The sequence below is a fragment of the Bradyrhizobium sp. 187 genome, from assembly GCF_023101005.1.
GTDB classification, from domain to species: Bacteria; Pseudomonadota; Alphaproteobacteria; order Rhizobiales; family Xanthobacteraceae; genus Bradyrhizobium; species Bradyrhizobium canariense_D.
The window spans coordinates 3809757-3828287 of the sequence record NZ_CP064693.1 but is presented as its reverse complement, the minus strand read 5'-3'; the positions used below and the strand labels follow the sequence as shown (position 1 = coordinate 3828287).

The window sequence follows — 18531 nt, the reverse complement described above, 5'->3', positions numbered from 1 at the left end:
CTTGCACAGTCAAAAGAATTCCAGTGAGCGGCGCGACAATGGGGTGGAGTGAGGATTTGGCGCAACAGAATGTCCAGGCGTGGCACAGAGCAGGGCACCGGCGCCCCGTAGTTCAACGGGGCGAGCGCATACGCCCTGTTTACCATCCCGGCGTGAACGCCGTGCGCTCCCCATTTCCGCCGTGTTCGGGTTGCGTTATCGTTACCACTTCCGACGCGGTGGTGGGCCGCCTCGGAGCAAAGGACCGGACAGCGCTACCCGTAGCCAAAGCGGGTTAGGTACGCCTCCGGCAAAGTGGTATTTGGGGCGAATGGGGATCCGACGGTCAGATTCGGTTTTGCGGGCCGCGCGCGCTGCTGCGATGGCCGCGACCTGCCTTGCGCTCGCCAATTGCGCCTCCTCCAACAAATTCGCCAGCCGGGTCGATCCGAAATACGGCGTGTCCTCGAGCCCCCGGGTCGTGGCTTTGGGCGATCCGGTCCCGAAGGGCGGCGGCGCCTATCGCGTCGGCAAGCCCTATGTGGTGGGTGGCCGGACCTATGTGCCCGAAGAGGACGTCAACTACCGCGCCGAGGGCATGGCGTCCTGGTACGGCGACGATTTCCATGGCCGCCTGACCGCCAATGGCGAAGTGTTCGACATGGGCTCGCTGACCGCGGCGCATCCGACCCTGCCGATGCCGTCCTATGCGCGGGTGACCAACGTCTCGAACGGCAAGTCGCTGATCGTCCGCGTCAATGACCGCGGGCCCTATCACGGCAACCGGCTCATCGACGTCTCGAACAAGGCCGCCGAACTGCTTGAATTCAAAGGCAATGGGATCGCCAAGGTCCGTGTCGAGTATGTTGGCCGGGCGCCGCTGGAAGGCTCCGACGACCGCCAGCTGATGGCCACCTTGCGCACCGGGACCCCGGCGCCATCGCCGTCGATGGTCCGGGTCGCCTCCGCGAGACCCTTCGTGCCGGAGCTGCCATCGTCGAACCGCGGCGCCATGCGCGGCGAAGTTCCGACGCCGGAGGGACGGCCCTACAATCTCGGCAACACCTCCGCCGACATGGCTTCACTCAGTGCGACCTCGGAAATGTCGGCCTCGAGCCGCAACCGGGGTCGGGCGCTCCAGAACGCGCGCGCCGTGTCCTATGACGGGGACGGCCGCTATGCGACCGAGAGCGCTCCGTCCGGCGCCTACGCCTCGGACGGCGCTGCCGAGGCCCGCGGCATCCTGAGCGGCCGCGGCCTCTACTGAGCCGCGCTTTCCTTCAGGAAACTCATCAGCGCCGCATTCACCTCGTCGGGCCGCTCCTGCTGGACCCAATGGCCGGCGCCCTCGATGATCAGCTTTCGCTTCAGATTGGGCAGCACGCGCTCGAGTTCGTTGACGCGCTTGGCTCCGATCAGGCCGGTGATGACGGCGTCGTTCGAACCGGCAATGAAGAGCGACGGCTGATGGATTTGCGCGTCCTGCCAGGGCGCCGTCAGCTCCCAATTGCGATCGAGGTTGCGATACCAGTTCAGCCCGCCGCGGAAGCCGGACTTGCGGAAGGTTTCGGTGAAATAGGCAAGGTCAGTCTCGGTGAGCCAGGCCGGCAGAGGCTCCTCCGGGTTGCGTGGCCGAGGAATCCCTTGCCCTCCAGCACGAACATGGCTGCGGAGGGATCGGCAAGGCCGCGCCCGCCGAGCACGATGCGCATGGTGCGCGCGACGTCGCGCTCGAACTCGGCTTCGGCAACGCCGGGCGCCTGGAAGTACTGCCAATAGAAATTGGTGATGCCGCCGTGGCGCAGGAGTTCGAGCGGCTTGCCGCGGCCGCGGAACGGCGGTGGCACGCTCAGGCCGGCGACCGCCGTGAAGATGTCGGGCCGGAACAGCGCCGCGTGCCAAGCCACCGGTGCACCCCAGTCGTGGCCGACCACCATGGCCTTGGTCTCGCCAAGCGCCTGCACGAGGCCGACGATATCGCCGACCGTGTCGAAGATCGAATAGGCCGTCGCCTCGGGCGGCGCTGAGCTCTGGCCATAGCCGCGCATGTCGGGGGCGACGACGCGAAACCCGGCCTGCGCCAGCGCCGGGATCTGGTGGCGCCAGGAGTAGGAGAGTTCCGGCCAGCCGTGGCACAGCACCACCAGCGGCCCCTGACCGGCTTCGCGGATGAACAGGTCGATCCCGTTGGCCTTGATCACGCGGGTGGATGACATCGCTTTTCCGCCTTGTTTCAGGGGTTTGGTCAGAAAATCTGAGGTGCCACGATAGGGGCGGGACGAGAATCGTGCAATCTCGGGACAAGCGGCCACCCCGTGTTGTTTGCACCGGCTCCAACTGTTAGAACGCCGCTCTCAGGGCTTGGCCATGGAATTTCGTCTTTCCTCGTTTAGGCGCACCTGGTTTACCGCCGGAGCGCTGGCGCGCGGGCTGATCGCGACGGCTCTGGTGGCGGCCATTGGCTGGAGCGGGGCGCTCTACGCCGCCAACCAGAGCGTCCAGGGCGCCAAGAAAACAGATGATTCCGGCTTCGACGGCGACGCCCCGACCGCGATCCTGATCGAGGCCTCCAGCGGCAGTGTGCTGTTCGAGAAGAACGCCGACGAGCTCCGCGCGCCCTCGAGCATGATGAAGCTGATGACCGCCGAGGTCGTCTTCAACGCCATCAAGAAGGGCGACATCAAGCTGACCGACGAATACCGGATCAGCGAGAACGCCTGGCGCAAGGGCGGCGCACCCTCCGGCGGCTCGACCATGTTCGCCGCCATCAACAGCAAGGTCACGGTCGACGATCTCCTGCACGGGGCGATCATCCAGAGCGGCAACGACGCCTGCATTGCGCTGGCCGAGGCCATGGCGGGCAGCGAGCGGATTTTCGCCGCCGACTTCATGACCAAGCGAGCTCGCGAGCTTGGCCTCACGAAATCGACCTTCGGCAATTCCAACGGCCTGCCGGACCCCGCCAACAAGATGACGGTGCGCGAGCTCGGCATTCTCGCCCGGCACATCATTCTCGACTTTCCCGAATTCTACAAACTGTTCGGCGAGAAGGAATACACCTGGAACAAGATCCGCCAGCCCAACCGCAATCCGCTGCTCAATTCGATGGAAGGCGCCGACGGTCTGAAGACCGGCTACACCAAGGAAGGCGGCTACGGCATGGTCGGCTCGGCGGTGCAGAACGGCACGCGGCTGATCGTTGTCATTAACGGGCTGGAAGACCCCGACGATCGCGCGACCGAAGCCAAGAAGATGCTTGAATGGGGTTTTCGCAATTTCGAGACCCGCACCCTGATCGCGGCCGATCAGCCGGTCGGCTACGCCAAGGTGTTCGGCGGCGAGAGCCGCTCGGTCAAACTGGTCGCCAAGACGCCCGTGAAGGTGATGGTGCACAAGAACGGCAGCGACAAGCTGATCGCGCGCGTCATCTATAACGGCCCGGTGCGCGCGCCGGTCGAGGCCGGGCAGAAGGTCGGGCTGGTCAGGGTCTGGCGCAGCGGCAACATCGCAGTGGAGACGCCGGTCTATGCCGCTGACGCGATCGGCACCGGCTCGACGGTGCGCCGCGCGATCGACGGCGCCAGCGAGCTGGTGATCGGCATGTTCCGTGCGGGCGCCGAGAAGCTCTGATCATGAGTGAAAGCGCGGTAAAGTGGCCGTCCGGACGCGGGCGTTTCGTCACCTTTGAAGGCGGCGAGGGGACAGGCAAGTCGACCCAGATCAAGAAGCTCGCCGACCGTCTCAAGGCCGCCAGGATGCGTATCCTCGTCACGCGCGAGCCGGGCGGCTCGCCGGGCGCCGAGATCATGCGCCATCTGGTGCTGTCAGGCATGGGCAAGCTGCTCGGACCCGAAGCCGAGACGCTGCTGTTCGCGGCCGCCCGCGACGATCATGTCCACACCGTGATCCAGCCAGCGCTCAACCAGGGCACGTGGGTGCTGTGCGACCGCTTCGCCGACTCGACGCGGGCCTATCAGGGCAGCCTCGGCCGCGTGCCGGCCGCGCTGATCAACGCGATGGAGCGGGTCACGATCGGCGATCTCAAGCCGGACCTCACCATCATCCTCGACCTGCCGGTCGAGATCGGCCTGCAGCGCGCGGCCGCGCGCCGCGGCAGCGGCACGCCGGACAGGTTCGAGGCCGAGAAGCTTGGTTTCCATCAGGGCCTGCGCGAAGCCTATCGCAAGATCGCGGCGGACGATCCCGCGCGCTGCGTGCTGATCGACGCCAATTCCGATCCCGACACGGTTGCCGGACGCATCTGGATCGCGATGCGTGATCGCCTGCTCCCGACGCCGGCAACGGTGGTGTCCATATGAGCCCGCGTCAGACCGAGCGCGAAACTGCCATGTCTCATCCGCGCGAGACGAGCGTTCTGTTCGGCCATCGCGAGGCCGAGACCGCGCTGCTCGCCGCCTATCGCAGCGGGCGTATCCCGCACGCCTGGTTGATTGGCGGACCGCAAGGCATCGGCAAGGCGACGCTGGCATATCGGATGGCGCGCTTCGTGCTCGCTCACGGCCAGCCGCTGGCGCTTTCGGTGCAGCGCGCCGAAGATCTCGCCATCAATCCTGATCACGCCGTGGCGCGGCAGGTTGCGGCGAGCTCGCATGGGGGTCTGCTGACGCTGGAGCGCACCGCCAACGATCGCGGCGTGATGCGCACGGTGATCACCGTGGACGAGACGCGCGAGACGATCGGATTCTTCGGCTCGACCGCGGCGGCCGAAGGCTGGCGCGTCTGCATCGTCGATACCGTCGACGAGCTCAATCCAAATGCCGCCAACGCGCTGCTGAAAATTCTCGAGGAGCCGCCGCAGCAATCGCTGTTCCTGCTGGTGAGCCACGCGCCGGCGCGCGTGCTCGCCACAATTCAGTCGCGCTGCCGCAAGCTGCGCCTGCGCGCGCTCGCAACCGACGACGTGATTGGAGCAGCCGCAACCGCTGCCGATCTCGACCCGAACGATCCGGCATTGCGCGAGGCGGCGGAGGCGTCCGAGGGCAGCGTCGCGCGGGCGCTGACGCTGCTCGGCGGCGACGCCCTGAAGCTCCAGCAACGCACGGCCGCATTGTTGGCGCGACTGCCGCAGGTCGATCCGCGCGAATTGCACACGCTCGGCGAATCGCTCGGCACAAGCGACCGCGTTGCGCTTGCCGCCTTCATTGACGGCATCGATCGCTGGATCGCGGAACGCCTGCACGCCGACGAGGCCAATGCCAACCAAAATCTGCCGCGCCTTGCGCGTCTAGCTGAGGTATGGGAAAAGATCGTCCGCGCCGCGCGCGACACCGAAACCTACAATCTGGAGCGAAAGCCCTTGGTTTTCTCGGTGTTCGGCTGGCTGGCGGACGCAACGCGCTAGAGCATGATCCGGAAAAGTGTCCAGCGGTTTTCCGGTTGGATCATGCTCAAGACAATAAACTAACGCAGATTCGTTTCCCAATTTCGAGAAGCCGGTAAAGGAATTCGTCGTGGCAACGCGAGCTAAGAAAACCGCTAAGGGCAAGAGCAGCAAGAAGAAGGCTGCCACGAAGGCCGTCAAGAAAGCCGCGAAGAAGGCTGTGAAGGCGCGCGCGCGCAAAGCTGCCAAGAACGTCAAGAAAGCCACGAAGACCAAAGAGGCGGCCGCCAAAAAAACCGGGAAGAAGAGCGCCGCGAAGACGGCAAAGAAGGCAGCGAAGAAGCAGGTCGTCGCCAAGAAGACGGTGAAGACAGGAACCAAAAAGCCAGCCAAGGCTTCGGCGAAGAACAAGGCCTCGGCGAAAAACAAGGCCCCGGCGAAGAAGATAGCCAAGACGGCGAGGGTGGCTGCGCCCGCAGTGACCGCCGCACCAGCTCCTGTCGCGACGCCGCCGAAGACTGCGAAGCCCGATGTATCGAAACCCAAGGCCCCGCGCGCGCCGAAGTCCATCGCAGCGCCGCACGCCAACACGCCCGTGGCCGTCCCCGCGCGCGACAACGTCTTCTACATCACGACTGCGATCGCCTATCCCAATGGCAGCCCGCATATCGGCCACGCCTATGAGGCGATCGCGACCGATACGTTGGCGCGCTTCGCGCGACTCGACGGCAAGGATGTGTTCTTCCTGACCGGCACCGACGAGCACGGCCAGAAGATGGTTCAGACCGCGGCCGGCGAAAAAATGTCCGTCTCGGAGCTCGCCGCCCGCAATGCCGGCCGTTTCAAGCAAATGGACGAGCGCCTGAACGTGTCGTTCGACCGCTTCATCCGCACCACCGAGGAGCAGCATCACCGCTCCAGCCAGGAGATCTGGCGGCGCATGGAAGCGAACGGGGATATCTATGCCGACATCTATGCCGGCTGGTATTCCGTGCGCGACGAAGCCTATTACGCGGAGGACGAGACGCGCCTGAACGAGGACGGCGTGAGGCTCGGGCCGCAGGGCACGCCGGTCGAATGGGTCGAGGAGAAGAGCTACTTTTTCCGCCTGTCGGCCTATCAGGACAAGCTGCTCAAGCTGTACGAGACGCAGCCCAATTTCATTGGGCCCGACTCCCGCAAGAACGAGGTGGTGAGCTTCGTCAAGGGTGGCCTGCGCGACCTCTCGATCTCGCGCACGACGTTCGACTGGGGTGTCAAGGTGCCCGGCGACGAAGATCACGTGATGTATGTCTGGGTCGACGCGCTCACCAACTACATCACCGGCGTCGGCTTCCCCGACGAGAGCGACAACAACTGGCGTTATTGGCCTGCCGACGTGCACATCATCGGCAAGGACATCATCCGCTTCCATGCGGTGTACTGGCCGGCTTTCCTGCTGTCGGCCGGGATCCCCCTCCCGAAGCGGGTCTATGCCCATGGCTTCCTGTTCAGCAGGGGCGAGAAGATGTCGAAGTCGGTCGGCAACGTGGTCGATCCCTTTAACCTCGCCGACCAGTACGGCGTCGACCAGATGCGCTATTTCTTTCTGCGCGAGGTGCCGTTCGGCCAGGACGGCAACTACAATCACGAGGCCATCGTCGCGCGCATCAATGCCGATCTCGCCAACGATCTCGGCAACCTCGCGCAGCGCTCGCTGTCGATGATCGCGAAGCAGCTCGGCGGCGTGCTCCCGGAGCCCGGCGAATTCAGCGACAACGACAAGGCGATCCTGTCACAAGCAGACGGCATGCTCGCGGCGTCCCGCGAAGCGATGGCGACGCAGCAAATCCATCACTGGCTCAATGCCGTGTGGGCCGTGGTCGCGGAAGCCAACCGCTATTTCGCGGGCGAAGCGCCGTGGGCACTCGCCAAGACCGATCCTGTCAGGCAGAGGACGGTGCTCTACGTCACCGCCGAAGTCGTGCGCCAGATCGCAATCCTGGCCCAGCCGGCGATGCCGACGGCCTCGGGATTGCTGCTGAACAGCCTCGGTATCCCCGAAGCGGAGCGCAACTTCGCCGCGCTTGGTGGCGCAACGCGCATCGCGCCCGGTACGACGCTGCCCGCGCCGACGCCGGCCTTCCCCCGCTATATCGAGCCGGCAGCCTAAAGGCGTTCGCACCATGCTGGTCGACAGCCACTGCCATTTGGATTTTCCGGATTTTGCGGAGGATCTCGACGGGATCGTGTCGCGGGCGCGAGCGGCCGGCATCGGCCGCATGGTCACGATCTCGACGCGGGTGAGGAAACTGAACCAGCTTTTGGCCATCTCCGAGCGCTATGACGACGTCTATTGCTCGGTCGGCACCCATCCGCATAACGCTGATGAAGAAGACGGCATCGCGCCGGACGAGCTGATCGCTTTGACGCAGCATCCCAAGGTCGTCGCGCTCGGCGAAGCCGGGCTCGACTATTTCTACGACAACGGCTCGCCGGAGGCGCAGGCGAGGGGCTTTCGTGCCCACATCGCCGCCGCCCGCGCCACCGGCCTGCCGCTGGTGATCCACACCCGCGAGGCTGACCAGGATTGCGGCCGTATCCTTGAAGAGGAGACGGCAAAGGGATCGTTTCGCGCGGTGTTGCATTGTTACACCGGCGGGCGCGAGTTGGCGCTGAAGGCGGTCTCGCTCGGGCTCTATATCGGCTTCACGGGCATCCTGACCTTCAAGAAGTCCGAGGCCTTGCGCGCGCTTGCGGCCGAACTGCCGTCCGACCGTATTCTGGTTGAAACAGACTCGCCCTACCTTGCGCCGGGCAAGTACCGGGGCAAGCGCAACGAACCGGCCTATGTGGTCGAGGTCGCAAAAGTGCTCGCCGAAACACGCGGCGTGTCGTTTGACGAGATCTCGCGCCAGACAAGCGAAAACTTCTTTCGCCTGTTCTCCAGGGTGAAACCTTAGAACTGGGAGCCGCATGACGCTGACGCTGACGATCCTGGGCTGCGGCTCCTCCGCCGGCGTGCCGCGTCCGGCACTCGGCTGGGGTGCCTGCGATCCCAACAATCCCAAGAACCGCCGTCGCCGCTGTTCGCTGCTGGTCGAGCAGACATCGGGCGAGGGCACCACGCGTATCGTGATCGACACCTCGCCGGACCTGCGCGAGCAATTGCTCTCGACCAATGTCGACCACATCGATGCCGTGTTCCTGACCCACGAGCACGCCGATCAGACCCACGGCATGGACGACCTGCGTTCGGTCGTGATGCACATGCGCCGGCGGATTCCGACCTATCTCAATCAGACGACTGCGAACGACATCATGTCGCGGTTCTCCTATTGCTTCGTCTCACCGGCGGGCAGCGACTATCCGCCGATCCTGACGGCGCAGTCGATCGAGGCCGGTGACAGCCAGACCATTCAGGGGAAGGGCGGCCAGGTGACGATGACGGCCTTCCTGGTGCAGCACGGCAACATTCCCGCGCTGGGCTATCGCATCGGCGATGCCGCCTACACGCCCGATCTCAACGACATCCCACGCGAGAGCTGGGGCGCCCTGGAAAATCTGGATCTCTGGATCGTCGATGGCCTGCGCTACACCAGCCATGTCAGCCATTTCAGCATCAACGACGCGTTGTCCTGGATCGAGCGCTTCAGGCCGAAGCGCGCCGTCATCACCAACATGACGGCCGACGTCGATTATGAGGTGATCCGGCAGTCGCTGCCGGCGGGAGTGGTGCCCGCGTATGACGGGCTGCGGCTGGAGACCCGCTGAACCTGCGGGGGAAATTCCGGCGAGAGCCGGCATACTCCTTGCTTGCGCTAGCCCCATCATGTTGATCTAACGTCTGAAAGACAGGCGCTGGGCAGGGGCGATATTCATGCAGGACCGGCGCGCGACGTGCGATCGCCGGGACCTTCTGAATCGCTTCGTATGAGGATGGGGATCGCGTTGGCAGGGGACGATGTCACGAGCCGGGGGCCGGTGCGACGCGCGCTAGATCTCCTTTATCTCGGTGCGGGCTACGCCGCCGGCGCCTTCATGGTTGCGATCTTTGCAATCATGATGATCATGTCGATCGGGCGCCAGTTTGCGGTCAACATTCCCGCCGGCGATGATTTCGCCTCATGGTGCATGGCCGCGATGGCATTCCTCGGCCTCGCTCACACCTTCAAGCGCGGAGAGATGATCCGGGTCGGCCTGTTGCTGGAGCGTCTGCATGGGCGCTCCAAACAGGTGGCGGAGGTCGTGGCCCTTGGTATTGCCGCCGCTTTCATCCTCTATTTCACCCGGCATGCCGTGCAGATGACCTACGATTCCTGGCGCTTCAACGACGTGGCGCAGGGCGTCGTCGCGCTTCCGCTCTGGATTCCGCAGCTCGGGTTTTCCGGCGGACTCGTGATCCTCTCGATCGCGCTCATTGATGAAATGGTCAGTGTCATCAGCGGCAACCGGCCGAGCTACGAGAAGGGCTCGCCGGACGAGACTCCGGACGAATTCATCGAGCGGATATCGCAGGGCGGCGGAGGTTGACGATGGCCAATCTCGGCATGATCGAACTATCGTTCATTCTGCTCGGCGTCATGATCGTGCTGCTGGGAAGTGGCATCTGGATCGCGGTTTCGCTGGGGCTTGTCGGCTTCGTGGCGATGGCGCTGACCACGAGCCTGCCGCTCGGCTCCGTGCTTGCGACCACGACATGGAGCGCAAGCTCGTCATGGACGCTGGCTGCGCTGCCGTTGTTCATCTGGATGGGCGAGATCCTCTTCCGCACCAAATTATCCGAGGAAATGTTCCGGGGCCTGTCGCCCTGGGTGCAGTGGCTGCCGGGGCGTCTGACCCATGTCAACGTGATCGGCTGCGGCATCTTCGCGGCAGTGTCGGGTTCGTCGGCGGCGACCTGTGCGACCATCGGCAAGATCGCGCTGCCCGAACTGGACAAGCGTGGTTACGATAAGGGCTTGAGTCTAGGCTCGCTCGCGGGCTCCGGCACGCTCGGCCTGCTGATCCCGCCGTCGATCCCGATGGTGGTCTATGCGGTCACCGCGAATGTCTCCGTGCTTCAGGTGTTCCTCGGCGGCTTCCTGCCGGGCGTGCTCGTGATGGTGCTCTATTCGGGCTACATCATCATCTGGTCGCTGCTGAACCCGAAGAAGATTCCGCCGCGCGATCCCCCGATGCCGTTCCGCCAGAAGCTGCGCGAGTCGGCCAGGCTTGCGCCCTGCCTGTTGCTGATCCTGGCAGTCTTCCTCTCCCTCGTGCTCGGCTTCGCGACGGCGACGGAATGCGCCGCCTGGGGCGTTTCGGGCGCGCTGCTGCTGGCGTGGTGGAGCCGCACGCTCACGCGCAAGAACTTCCTCGAGAGCATCATGAGCGCGACGCGCCTGACCTGCATGATCATGCTGATCCTGGCAGGCGCTGCCTATACGACCGCAGCGATGGCCTATACGGGCATTCCGGCGGCGCTCGCCACCTGGGTCCAGGGCCAGCAGCTGACGCCGGGCATGCTCGCGCTGTATCTGAGCATCATGTACATAATCCTGGGATGCCTGATCGACGGCATCTCGATGATCGTTCTGACCGCCGTGATCGTGCTGCCGATGGTCAAGCAGGCCGGTCTCGACCTGGTCTGGTTCGGCGTCTATCTCATCATCCACGTGGAGATGGCGCAGATCACGCCGCCGGTCGGTTTCAATCTGTTCGTGCTCCAGAACATGAGCGGGCGTGATACCTTGACCGTCGCGCGGGCGGCGTTCCCGTTCTTCGTCCTGTTGCTCGCCGCCGTGTTCATCATCACGGAATATCCGCAGATCGTGATGTTCCTGCCCAAGCTTGCTTTCCCAGACTGAGCGTACCGGTTTTGAAATTGACTGTGAGGAGAAGCCCGATGATGTCTCGTTTATTCCGCGCATCCTTGATCGCCAGCGCCGTGCTGGCTGCGACACCCGCTTTGGCTCAGACCAAATGGAATCTGCCGGCGGCATATCCGGCCGACAATCCGCACTCCGAGAATCTCGTCGCGTTCGCCAAGGACGTCGAAGCCGGCACGTCCGGCAAGCTCCAGATCACGGTTCATCCGGGCGCCTCACTGTTCAAGGCGCCCGACATCAAGCGCGCGGTGATGACCGGGCAGGCGCAGATGGGCGAAGTCTTGCTGTCGATCCACGAGAACGAGGATCCGGTATTCGGCGTCGACGTCGTGCCGTTTCTGGCGACCAGCTTCCCGGATGCCATGAAGCTGTACCAGGCGTCGAAGCCGCTGATTACGAAGAAGCTGGAGGCGCAGGGGCTCAAGCTGCTGTTCGTCGTGCCGTGGGCGCCGCAGGGCGTCTATGTCAGCAAGCCGCTTGCGACCATCGAAGACATGAAGGGCCTTAAATGGCGGGCCTACAACGTTGGGACCGCGCGCATCGGCGAACTGGTTGGCGCGCAGTCGGTCACCATTCAAGCCGCCGAGCTGCCGCAGGCACTTGCGACCGGCGTCGTGAACTCCTTCATGTCGTCAGGCGGCACGGGCTACGATGCGAAGGCATGGGAGTCGCTGAAGTACTTCTATGACGTGCAAGCCTGGATCCCGAAGGACTACACCTTCGTCAACAAGGCTGCGTTCGAGGCGCTCGACAAGCCGACCCAGGAGGCCATCCTCAAGGCCGCCGCGACCGCGGAAACCCGCGGCTGGAAGGCCTGGCAGGACAAGAGCACCTGGTACATCGATCAGCTCAAGGCCAAGGGCATGACGGTCGAGCCGCCGAGCCCGGCCCTGAAGGCTGGCTTCCAGAGGATCGGCGAACAGCTCACCGCCGACTGGCTCAAGAAGGCGGGAGCCGACGGCCAGGCCCTGGTTGACGCCTATAAGAAGATGTGAGGTCGAGGGGGCCCGGCGAATCTGACCAGTCGAAACTGCGCAACGACTTCGCGGCGACACCCAACCGCCGCGGAGGTCGAGACAAGCGGCTCTCAGCTCGAGATTGCCTTCGCCGATCCCGCTTCGTTGCGCAGCAGGAATTTCTGGATCTTTCCCGTCGACGTTTTCGGGATGGGCCCGAACACCACGGCCTTCGGCGTCTTGAAGCCGCTCATATGCGAGCGGCAGAAGGCGATGATATCGGCTTCGCTCGCGCTTGCGCCGTCCTTCAGCTCGACGAAGGCGCAGGGCACTTCGCCCCATTTCGGATCGGGCTTTGCGACCACGGCGGCAAACAGCACGGCGGGGTGCTTGTAGAGGATGTCCTCGACCTCGACGGAGGAAATGTTCTCGCCGCCGGAGATGATGATGTCCTTGGAGCGATCCTTGATGATGACGTAACCGTGCGCGTCGAGCACGCCGAGATCGCCGGTGTGAAACCAGCCGCCCTCGAAGGCTTCCTGCGTCGCCTTGTCGTTCTTGAGGTAGCCCTTCATCACGATGTTGCCGCGGAACATGACCTCGCCGATGGTCTCGCCGTCGCGCGGTACTTGCCTCATGGTCTGCGGATCGATGACGGTGACGGCTTCCTCGAGCGGGTAGGGCACGCCCTGCCGCCGCTTCAGGCTGGCGCGCTCGGCTGCGGGCAAATCATCCCAGCCAGGCTGCTCGGCGCAGACGGAAGCGGGGCCGTAGACCTCGGTCAGGCCATAGACGTGCGTCAGCTTGATGCCGATGCTCTCGGCGTCCTCGAGCACCGCGACCGGCGGCGCGGCACCGGCGATCAGGCCGACGACGCGGCGCGCGGCATCGCCCTTCGGTGCATCGGGCGCGTTGATCAGCGTGTTGTAGACGATCGGCGCGCCGCACATATGGGTGACGCCGTGCTGCTTGATCAGCTCGAAGATTTTCGTCGGCTCGACCTTGCGCAGGCAGACGTTGATGCCGGCGGCGGCTGCGATGGTCCAGGGGAAGCACCAGCCGTTGCAGTGGAACATCGGCAGCGTCCAGAGGTACACCGGATGCTGGCCGAGTTGGCCCGCGAGAATATTGCTGACGGCGTTCAGATAGGCGCCGCGATGATGGGTGACGACGCCCTTGGGATTTCCCGTGGTGCCCGAGGTGTAGCTCAGCGCGATTGCGTCCCATTCATCGCCCGGCAGGATCGCCGCGAAGTCAGGATCGCCTTGCGCGAGCGCGGCCTCGTACTCGATCTCGCCGATGCGCCCGCCGCCCTTGAAGGCGGTGTCGTCGACGTCGATCACGAACGGTTTTGGGCCACTCATCTGTGACAGCGCATCGGTGATCACGCCGGAAAACTCGGGGTCGACCAGAATGATCTTTGCGCCGCCATGGTCGAGCTGAAATGCGATCGAAGGCGCATCGAGCCGGATATTCAGCGCGTTGAGCACGGCACCGGTCATGGGGACGGCGAAATGCACCTCGTTCATCGCCGGAATGTTCGGCAGCATCGCCGCGACGGTGTCGCCGACGCCGATACCCTTGCCGGCAAGATACGAAGCAAAGCGCTTGCAGCGCTCATGCGTCTCGCGCCAGGTGAAGCTGCGCCCCTCGTAGACTGTGCTGACGTGATCGGGATAGACCGCGGCGCTGCGTGCGAGAAAGCTCAACGGGCTCAGCGGCACGTAATTGGCGGGCGTCTTGTCGAGGCCGATATTGTACTGGTTCTGCCGCTCGCTCATCGACACCTCCCTTACGCGCCGGCCTACAGGAATCCGATGGAGATCCACGGAAAGACGGCGACCACGATCAATCCTACCAGCAGCGCCAGCAGATAGCCCCAGATCGGCCTGATGCCTTCGGCCGGATCGACGCGTCCGATGGCGCAGGCGGCATAATAACCGACCCCGAAGGGCGGGGCGAATAGCCCGATACCCATGGCGAGAATGATGACCATGGCATAGTGCACCTCGTGGACGCCGACGGCGCGCGCAATCGGAAACAACAGCGGCCCGAACAGCACGATCGCCGGGATGCCCTCGAGCACGCTGCCGAGGATGGTGAAGGCCAGGATCGAGACGGCGATGAAGGTCGCCGCGCCGCCCGGCAATCCGGTCATGGCGGATGCCAGCGCCCGCGAGAAGCCTGATTGCGTCAGGCCCCAGGCCATGCCGGTCGCCGTGCCGATGATCAGCAGGATCGCGCCCGACAGCGCCGCGGTTTCGACCAGCATCGGAAACAGCCGCCGCCAGTCGAAGCGGCGGTAGACGAGGAGGCCGACCAGGGCGCCATAGACGATGCCGATCGTGGACACTTCGGTGGCGGTGGCGATGCCTTCGACCACGGCGTAGCGGATCACGAAGGGCAGCGCGAGCGCGGGCAGGGCGATGACGAAGGTCTTGCCGATCTCGCCGCCTGTGGCGCGGCGGACATGGCTCATGTCCTCGTGGCGATAGCGCCACCACACCAACATGCACAGCGTTATGGCCAGCACCACGCCGGGCAACAGGCCGCCGGTGAACAGCGCGGCGATCGAGACGCCGGTGACCGATCCGATCGTGATCAGCACGAGACTCGGCGGAATGGTTTCGGTCTGCGCGCCGGTGGCCGCAAGAAGCGCGACGAGATCGCCGGGCTTGGCGCCGCGCTGTTTCATCTCCGGGAACAGCACGGGCGCGACCGCGGCCATGTCCGCGGCCTTGGCACCTGAGATGCCGGAGACCAGGTACATCGCGCCGACAAGCACGTAATGCAGCCCACCGCGGACATGGCCGAGCAGGCTGGCCAGGAACGCCACCATGGCCCGTGCCATGCCGGTCATTTCAATCAGGAGCCCCAAAAATACGAACAGCGGCACCGAGAGCAAAATGAGGTGGCTCATGCCCTCGTCCATCCGCCCGACCAGTACCATGACCGGCGTGCGCGTGGTCAGTGCCAGATAGCCGAAGATCGCGAGCCCGAAGCCGAACGCGATGGGAACGCCGGCAAAGACGCAGAAGCCGGCGACGCCGACGAAGAAGATGACGAGGTTGAGATTGCCGAGCGGCCGCAGATATGGCTGCGCCAGCCAGAACAAGCCGACGACGACGGCAACGGCGACCGCGGCCGTCAGCACCATGCGGTAATCGACTGCGCGCAGCAGCCGCAACAGCGCGAACGCCGCCATCAGGCAGATGCCGGCCGGCAATGCCGCGGCGCGCCACATATTGGAGATCTGCAGCGCCGGCGTGGTGATGAAGCTTTCCTCGTAGGCGTAGTCCCAGGACGGCCAGACGATCAGCGCCAGGAAGGCCAGCGCCGCGCAGGTCGCGACCAGATCGAGCCAGGCCCGCGTGGCCGGCCTGGTGCTGGCGACGACCGCGGTCATGCGCATGTGCTCGGAACGGCGGAACGCCACCGCCGCGCCCAGCATGGCGAGCCACAGGAACAGGATCGAGGCCAGCTCGTCCGACCAGATCAGCGGCCGGTGCAGGCCGTAGCGCGCGACCACGCCGGCAAACAGGATCGCAATCTCGGCGACCACCAAAATGGCCGCCGGAATTTCGACGAGGAGACCGAGTGCGCGCTCCGTCGAGGCCAGCAAGGAAGGCCGGTGAGGGGACCGAACAGCCGCCTCGCCCGCCACTCCGCTCACTTCGACCTCAAGATGAGCCATGACGGCTCCAACGCGTTACGACAGCTTGCCGACGGCTTTTTCCAGCAGGTCCCAGGCCTGGTCGCCATATTTGCCTTTCCACTCGGCATAGAAGCCGGCGGAGCGCAGCTTGTCGCGGAACGGCGCGACCGCGGGCTGATTGAAGGTCAGGCCCTTGCCCGCGAGCTCCTGCTGCAGATTGGCATTGAGCTTGGCGGTATCCTCACGCTCCTTGAGCGCTGCGGCATTGATGTTCTTGGCGACGATGGTGCGCACATCCTCGGGCAGGCTGCTCCACGCCTTGCGATTGGCCAGGAACCAGAAGCCGTCCCACATGTGGTTGGTCAGCGAGCAGTATTTCTGCACCTCGTAGAGCTTGGCGGTCGAGATGATCGCCAGCGGGTTCTCCTGGCCCTCGACGATCCTGGTCTGCAGCGCGGAATAGACCTCGGCGAAATTGATCGAGGCGGGCGCCGCATCGAATGCCTTGAACATTGAGGTCCATAGCGGCGACACCGGCACGCGGATCTTGAAGCCCTTGAGATCGTCCGGATGGGTGATCGGCTTGCTCGACGACGTGGTCTGGCGGAAGCCGTTGTCCCAAATCTTGTCCATGACTTCGAGCCCGGCCTTCTTGATCTCGCCGCGGACAAAGGCGCCGAGATCGCCGTCCATCGCCTTCCAGACCGTGCCGTAGTCCGGGAACGCGAAGCCGATGCCGTTGATGGACGCCGCCGGTACCAGGGTCGACAGGATCAGCCCCGACAGCGTGAAGAACTCGACGCCGCCGGACCGGATCTGGCTCAGCATGTCGGTGTCAGACCCGAGCTGGTTGTTCGGGAAGATCTGGAGGTCGAACTTGCCGCCTGTCTCGGCCTTGATCGCCGCGGCCATCTCCTTGGCGCGCACGTTCAGCGGATGCGTGTCCGGCAGGTTATTGGCGTATTTGTAGGTGAACTCGGCGCTCTGGGCGCGGGCCACATGGGGCGCACTGAGGCCGCCCAGGACCGCGGTCGCGGCGGAGGCCTTGAGAAGCGTGCGGCGGGAAAAGCTCATGGGTCTGCTTCCTCGGAAAGTTTGTTGTTGTTCTGAGATGCAAACCTATACGGACGGAAGGTCAGAAGGTCATCTGCGATCTCGCGAAGCCTCGCTTATTGCAGCCGGACATCCTCACGGCAATATCGGCTTTCGGCGGCATCGGCCCGATTCAAAAACCGAAAAACAACCCCATGCACAGTAGCCGTCGAAAGTCGGGACCACGTCCGACGGCCAGCCTGGAAATGGACCGGGAACGAAGGTGCGATGAGAGGAATTCTAGCTAAATAACTGATCTGATTTGATATAATGATATTCCATAATATACCTTATGCGAATCGTGGATATGGCTGTGCAGGTCAGGCCAGATCATTCCGCAGCTACCCAGAACCCCTCTTTCGGATCAAACTTGTGCCAACAAATCCCCGGGCAAACCGACGCAGCGGTTGTCGCCACGGCAGCATTGGGAGGTTCGTCATGCAGGAGAACGTCGCCCGCGCAGACCGCTCGCGCGCCATTCCATTCGACGCCGCCAAGCTCGACCGCCTGATGGAGGCTGCCGGCCTCGACGTCCTGGTCGCGACCTCCAAGCACAATGTGCAGTACCTGCTGGGTGCCGAGCGCGCGATCTTCTTCGACTACATGGATGCGCTCGGCGTCAGCCGCTATCTGCCGGTGCTGGTCTATCCCAAGGGCGCACCCGACAAGGCGGTTTATGTCGGCCACCGTCTGGAAACCCATCAGCGCGCCGTGGCGCCGCCATGGGTGGCGCAGGTGCGGACCGAGTCCAACGGCTCGGTCGATGCGATTACGCGGGCCGTAAGCCTGATCCGCGATGCCGGCGTGCCCCTGAAGCGGGTCGGGGTCGAGATGGCGTTCCTGCCGATGGATGCGGGCCGGGCGCTCAGTGACGCCCTGCCCGGCGCCGAGCTCAAGGACGCGCTGCTGGTGCTGGAGCGGCTGCGGGCGGTGAAGTCGGCGGACGAGCTTGCGAAGCTCAAGACGGCGTCCGAACTGGTGATCGCCTCGATGCTGGCGGTGATCGCCGGGCACGGGCCGGGCACGACCAAGCAGCAATTGTCGGACGCCTTGCGGCTCGCCGAAGCCAATCGCGGGCTGACCTTCGAATACTGCTTGCTCGCCTGCGGCAACAGCCACAACCGGGCGCCCTCGGCGCAGCGCTGGGAGCAAGGTGACGTGCTGTCGCTCGATTCCGGCGGCAATTATCACGGCTATATCGGCGACCTCGCGCGCATGGCCGTGCTCGGCGATCCCGATGCCGAGCTGAAGGACTGTCTGGCCGAGATCGAGGCGGTCCAGCGCGCCGCCTTCGCGGCGGTCAGGCCGGGCGCCATGGGCGGCGACATCTACGTCGCGGCCGAGCGGCAGCTCGCGAAGATCACCCAGCGCGACTGCACGGAGTTTTTGGCCCACGGCATGGGCCTCGTCAGCCACGAGGCCCCTCGCCTGACGGCCAAAGGTCCGATCCCCTACGACGACACGGATGCGCGGCTGCCGCTCGAAACTGGCATGGTGGTGTCGATCGAGACCACGATGAAGCATCCGAAGCGCGGGTTCATCAAGCTCGAGGACACGGTTGCGGTGACGGCGACGGGTTACGAGATCTTTGGCGAGGGTGGTCGCGGCTGGAATTTGGGTGGCAGTTCGCTGTAGGCTGGGACCGCGCGCACAGCAGAC

At 64.5% G+C, this 18531-nt stretch carries 14 protein-coding genes and 1 pseudogene; 11 read left to right on the top strand and 4 right to left on the bottom strand.

Features of this window, described 5'->3' with window-relative positions:
* Positions 1 to 310 precede the first annotated feature (310 nt).
* Positions 311 to 1246 carry a septal ring lytic transglycosylase RlpA family protein gene (locus IVB19_RS18220; RefSeq protein WP_083926497.1) on the top strand — a complete coding sequence of 312 codons (936 nt, stop codon included), beginning with the start codon at positions 311 to 313 and terminating at the stop codon, positions 1244 to 1246.
* Here the strand turns inward: IVB19_RS18220 and IVB19_RS18215 are convergent.
* Positions 1240 to 2195: pseudogene (locus IVB19_RS18215) on the bottom strand (alpha/beta fold hydrolase). The gene IVB19_RS18220 and the pseudogene IVB19_RS18215 sit on opposite strands and share 7 nt — an antisense overlap.
* A gap of 151 nt (positions 2196 to 2346) precedes the next feature.
* Here IVB19_RS18215 and IVB19_RS18210 point away from each other — a divergent pair.
* The 9 genes from IVB19_RS18210 to IVB19_RS18170 all read left to right on the top strand — a co-directional run bounded on the left by IVB19_RS18210 (position 2347) and on the right by IVB19_RS18170 (position 12164).
* The gene (locus tag IVB19_RS18210; RefSeq protein ID WP_018457858.1) at positions 2347 to 3609 is read left to right on the top strand and encodes a D-alanyl-D-alanine carboxypeptidase family protein; all 1263 of its coding nucleotides are present in this window, start codon (positions 2347 to 2349) and stop codon (positions 3607 to 3609) included.
* A 2-nt stretch (positions 3610 to 3611) separates the two neighbouring features.
* The gene (gene tmk, locus IVB19_RS18205; protein ID WP_018457857.1) at positions 3612 to 4298 is read left to right on the top strand and encodes a dTMP kinase; all 687 of its coding nucleotides are present in this window, start codon (positions 3612 to 3614) and stop codon (positions 4296 to 4298) included.
* The gene (locus IVB19_RS18200; RefSeq protein ID WP_018457856.1) at positions 4295 to 5341 is read left to right on the top strand and encodes a DNA polymerase III subunit delta'; all 1047 of its coding nucleotides are present in this window, start codon (positions 4295 to 4297) and stop codon (positions 5339 to 5341) included. Before tmk ends, IVB19_RS18200 begins: the two co-directional genes overlap by 4 nt.
* Positions 5342 to 5450: 109 nt before the next feature.
* A complete protein-coding gene (gene metG, locus IVB19_RS18195) occupies positions 5451 to 7472 on the top strand; it encodes a methionine--tRNA ligase (RefSeq protein ID WP_018457855.1) in 2022 nt (673 codons plus the stop codon).
* A gap of 13 nt (positions 7473 to 7485) precedes the next feature.
* The gene (locus IVB19_RS18190) at positions 7486 to 8262 is read left to right on the top strand and encodes a TatD family hydrolase (protein WP_018457854.1); all 777 of its coding nucleotides are present in this window, start codon (positions 7486 to 7488) and stop codon (positions 8260 to 8262) included.
* A gap of 13 nt (positions 8263 to 8275) precedes the next feature.
* Positions 8276 to 9073: an MBL fold metallo-hydrolase gene (locus IVB19_RS18185; RefSeq protein WP_018457853.1), complete on the top strand. Its 798-nt coding sequence runs from the start codon at positions 8276 to 8278 to the stop codon at positions 9071 to 9073.
* A 165-nt stretch (positions 9074 to 9238) separates the two neighbouring features.
* Positions 9239 to 9832, top strand: coding sequence for a TRAP transporter small permease (locus tag IVB19_RS18180; protein ID WP_018457852.1), 594 nt, complete (start codon positions 9239 to 9241; stop codon positions 9830 to 9832).
* A 2-nt stretch (positions 9833 to 9834) separates the two neighbouring features.
* Positions 9835 to 11148, top strand: a complete 1314-nt coding sequence (locus IVB19_RS18175) for a TRAP transporter large permease (RefSeq protein ID WP_007591091.1) — start codon at positions 9835 to 9837, stop codon at positions 11146 to 11148.
* Positions 11149 to 11186: 38 nt separating this feature from the next.
* The gene (locus IVB19_RS18170) at positions 11187 to 12164 is read left to right on the top strand and encodes a TRAP transporter substrate-binding protein (protein ID WP_018457850.1); all 978 of its coding nucleotides are present in this window, start codon (positions 11187 to 11189) and stop codon (positions 12162 to 12164) included.
* A gap of 92 nt (positions 12165 to 12256) precedes the next feature.
* On the opposite strand, the gene IVB19_RS18165 is transcribed toward IVB19_RS18170, so the two are convergent.
* From IVB19_RS18165 to IVB19_RS18155, 3 genes are read right to left on the bottom strand one after another with little or no spacing between them, the layout of a single operon-like run.
* The gene (locus IVB19_RS18165; protein WP_018457849.1) at positions 12257 to 13906 is read right to left on the bottom strand and encodes an acyl-CoA synthetase; all 1650 of its coding nucleotides are present in this window, start codon (positions 13904 to 13906) and stop codon (positions 12257 to 12259) included.
* A gap of 23 nt (positions 13907 to 13929) precedes the next feature.
* Complete coding sequence (locus IVB19_RS18160; protein WP_026233452.1) at positions 13930 to 15819, bottom strand: TRAP transporter large permease; 1890 nt, start codon at positions 15817 to 15819, stop codon at positions 13930 to 13932.
* 15 nt (positions 15820 to 15834) lie between these two features.
* Entirely contained in the window at positions 15835 to 16854 is a 1020-nt protein-coding gene (locus IVB19_RS18155; protein WP_018457847.1) for a TRAP transporter substrate-binding protein, read from the bottom strand.
* 456 nt (positions 16855 to 17310) lie between these two features.
* Here IVB19_RS18155 and IVB19_RS18150 point away from each other — a divergent pair, with 456 nt between their 5' ends.
* A complete protein-coding gene (locus tag IVB19_RS18150; RefSeq protein WP_018457846.1) occupies positions 17311 to 18507 on the top strand; it encodes a M24 family metallopeptidase in 1197 nt (398 codons plus the stop codon).
* Positions 18508 to 18531: the final 24 nt, after the last annotated feature.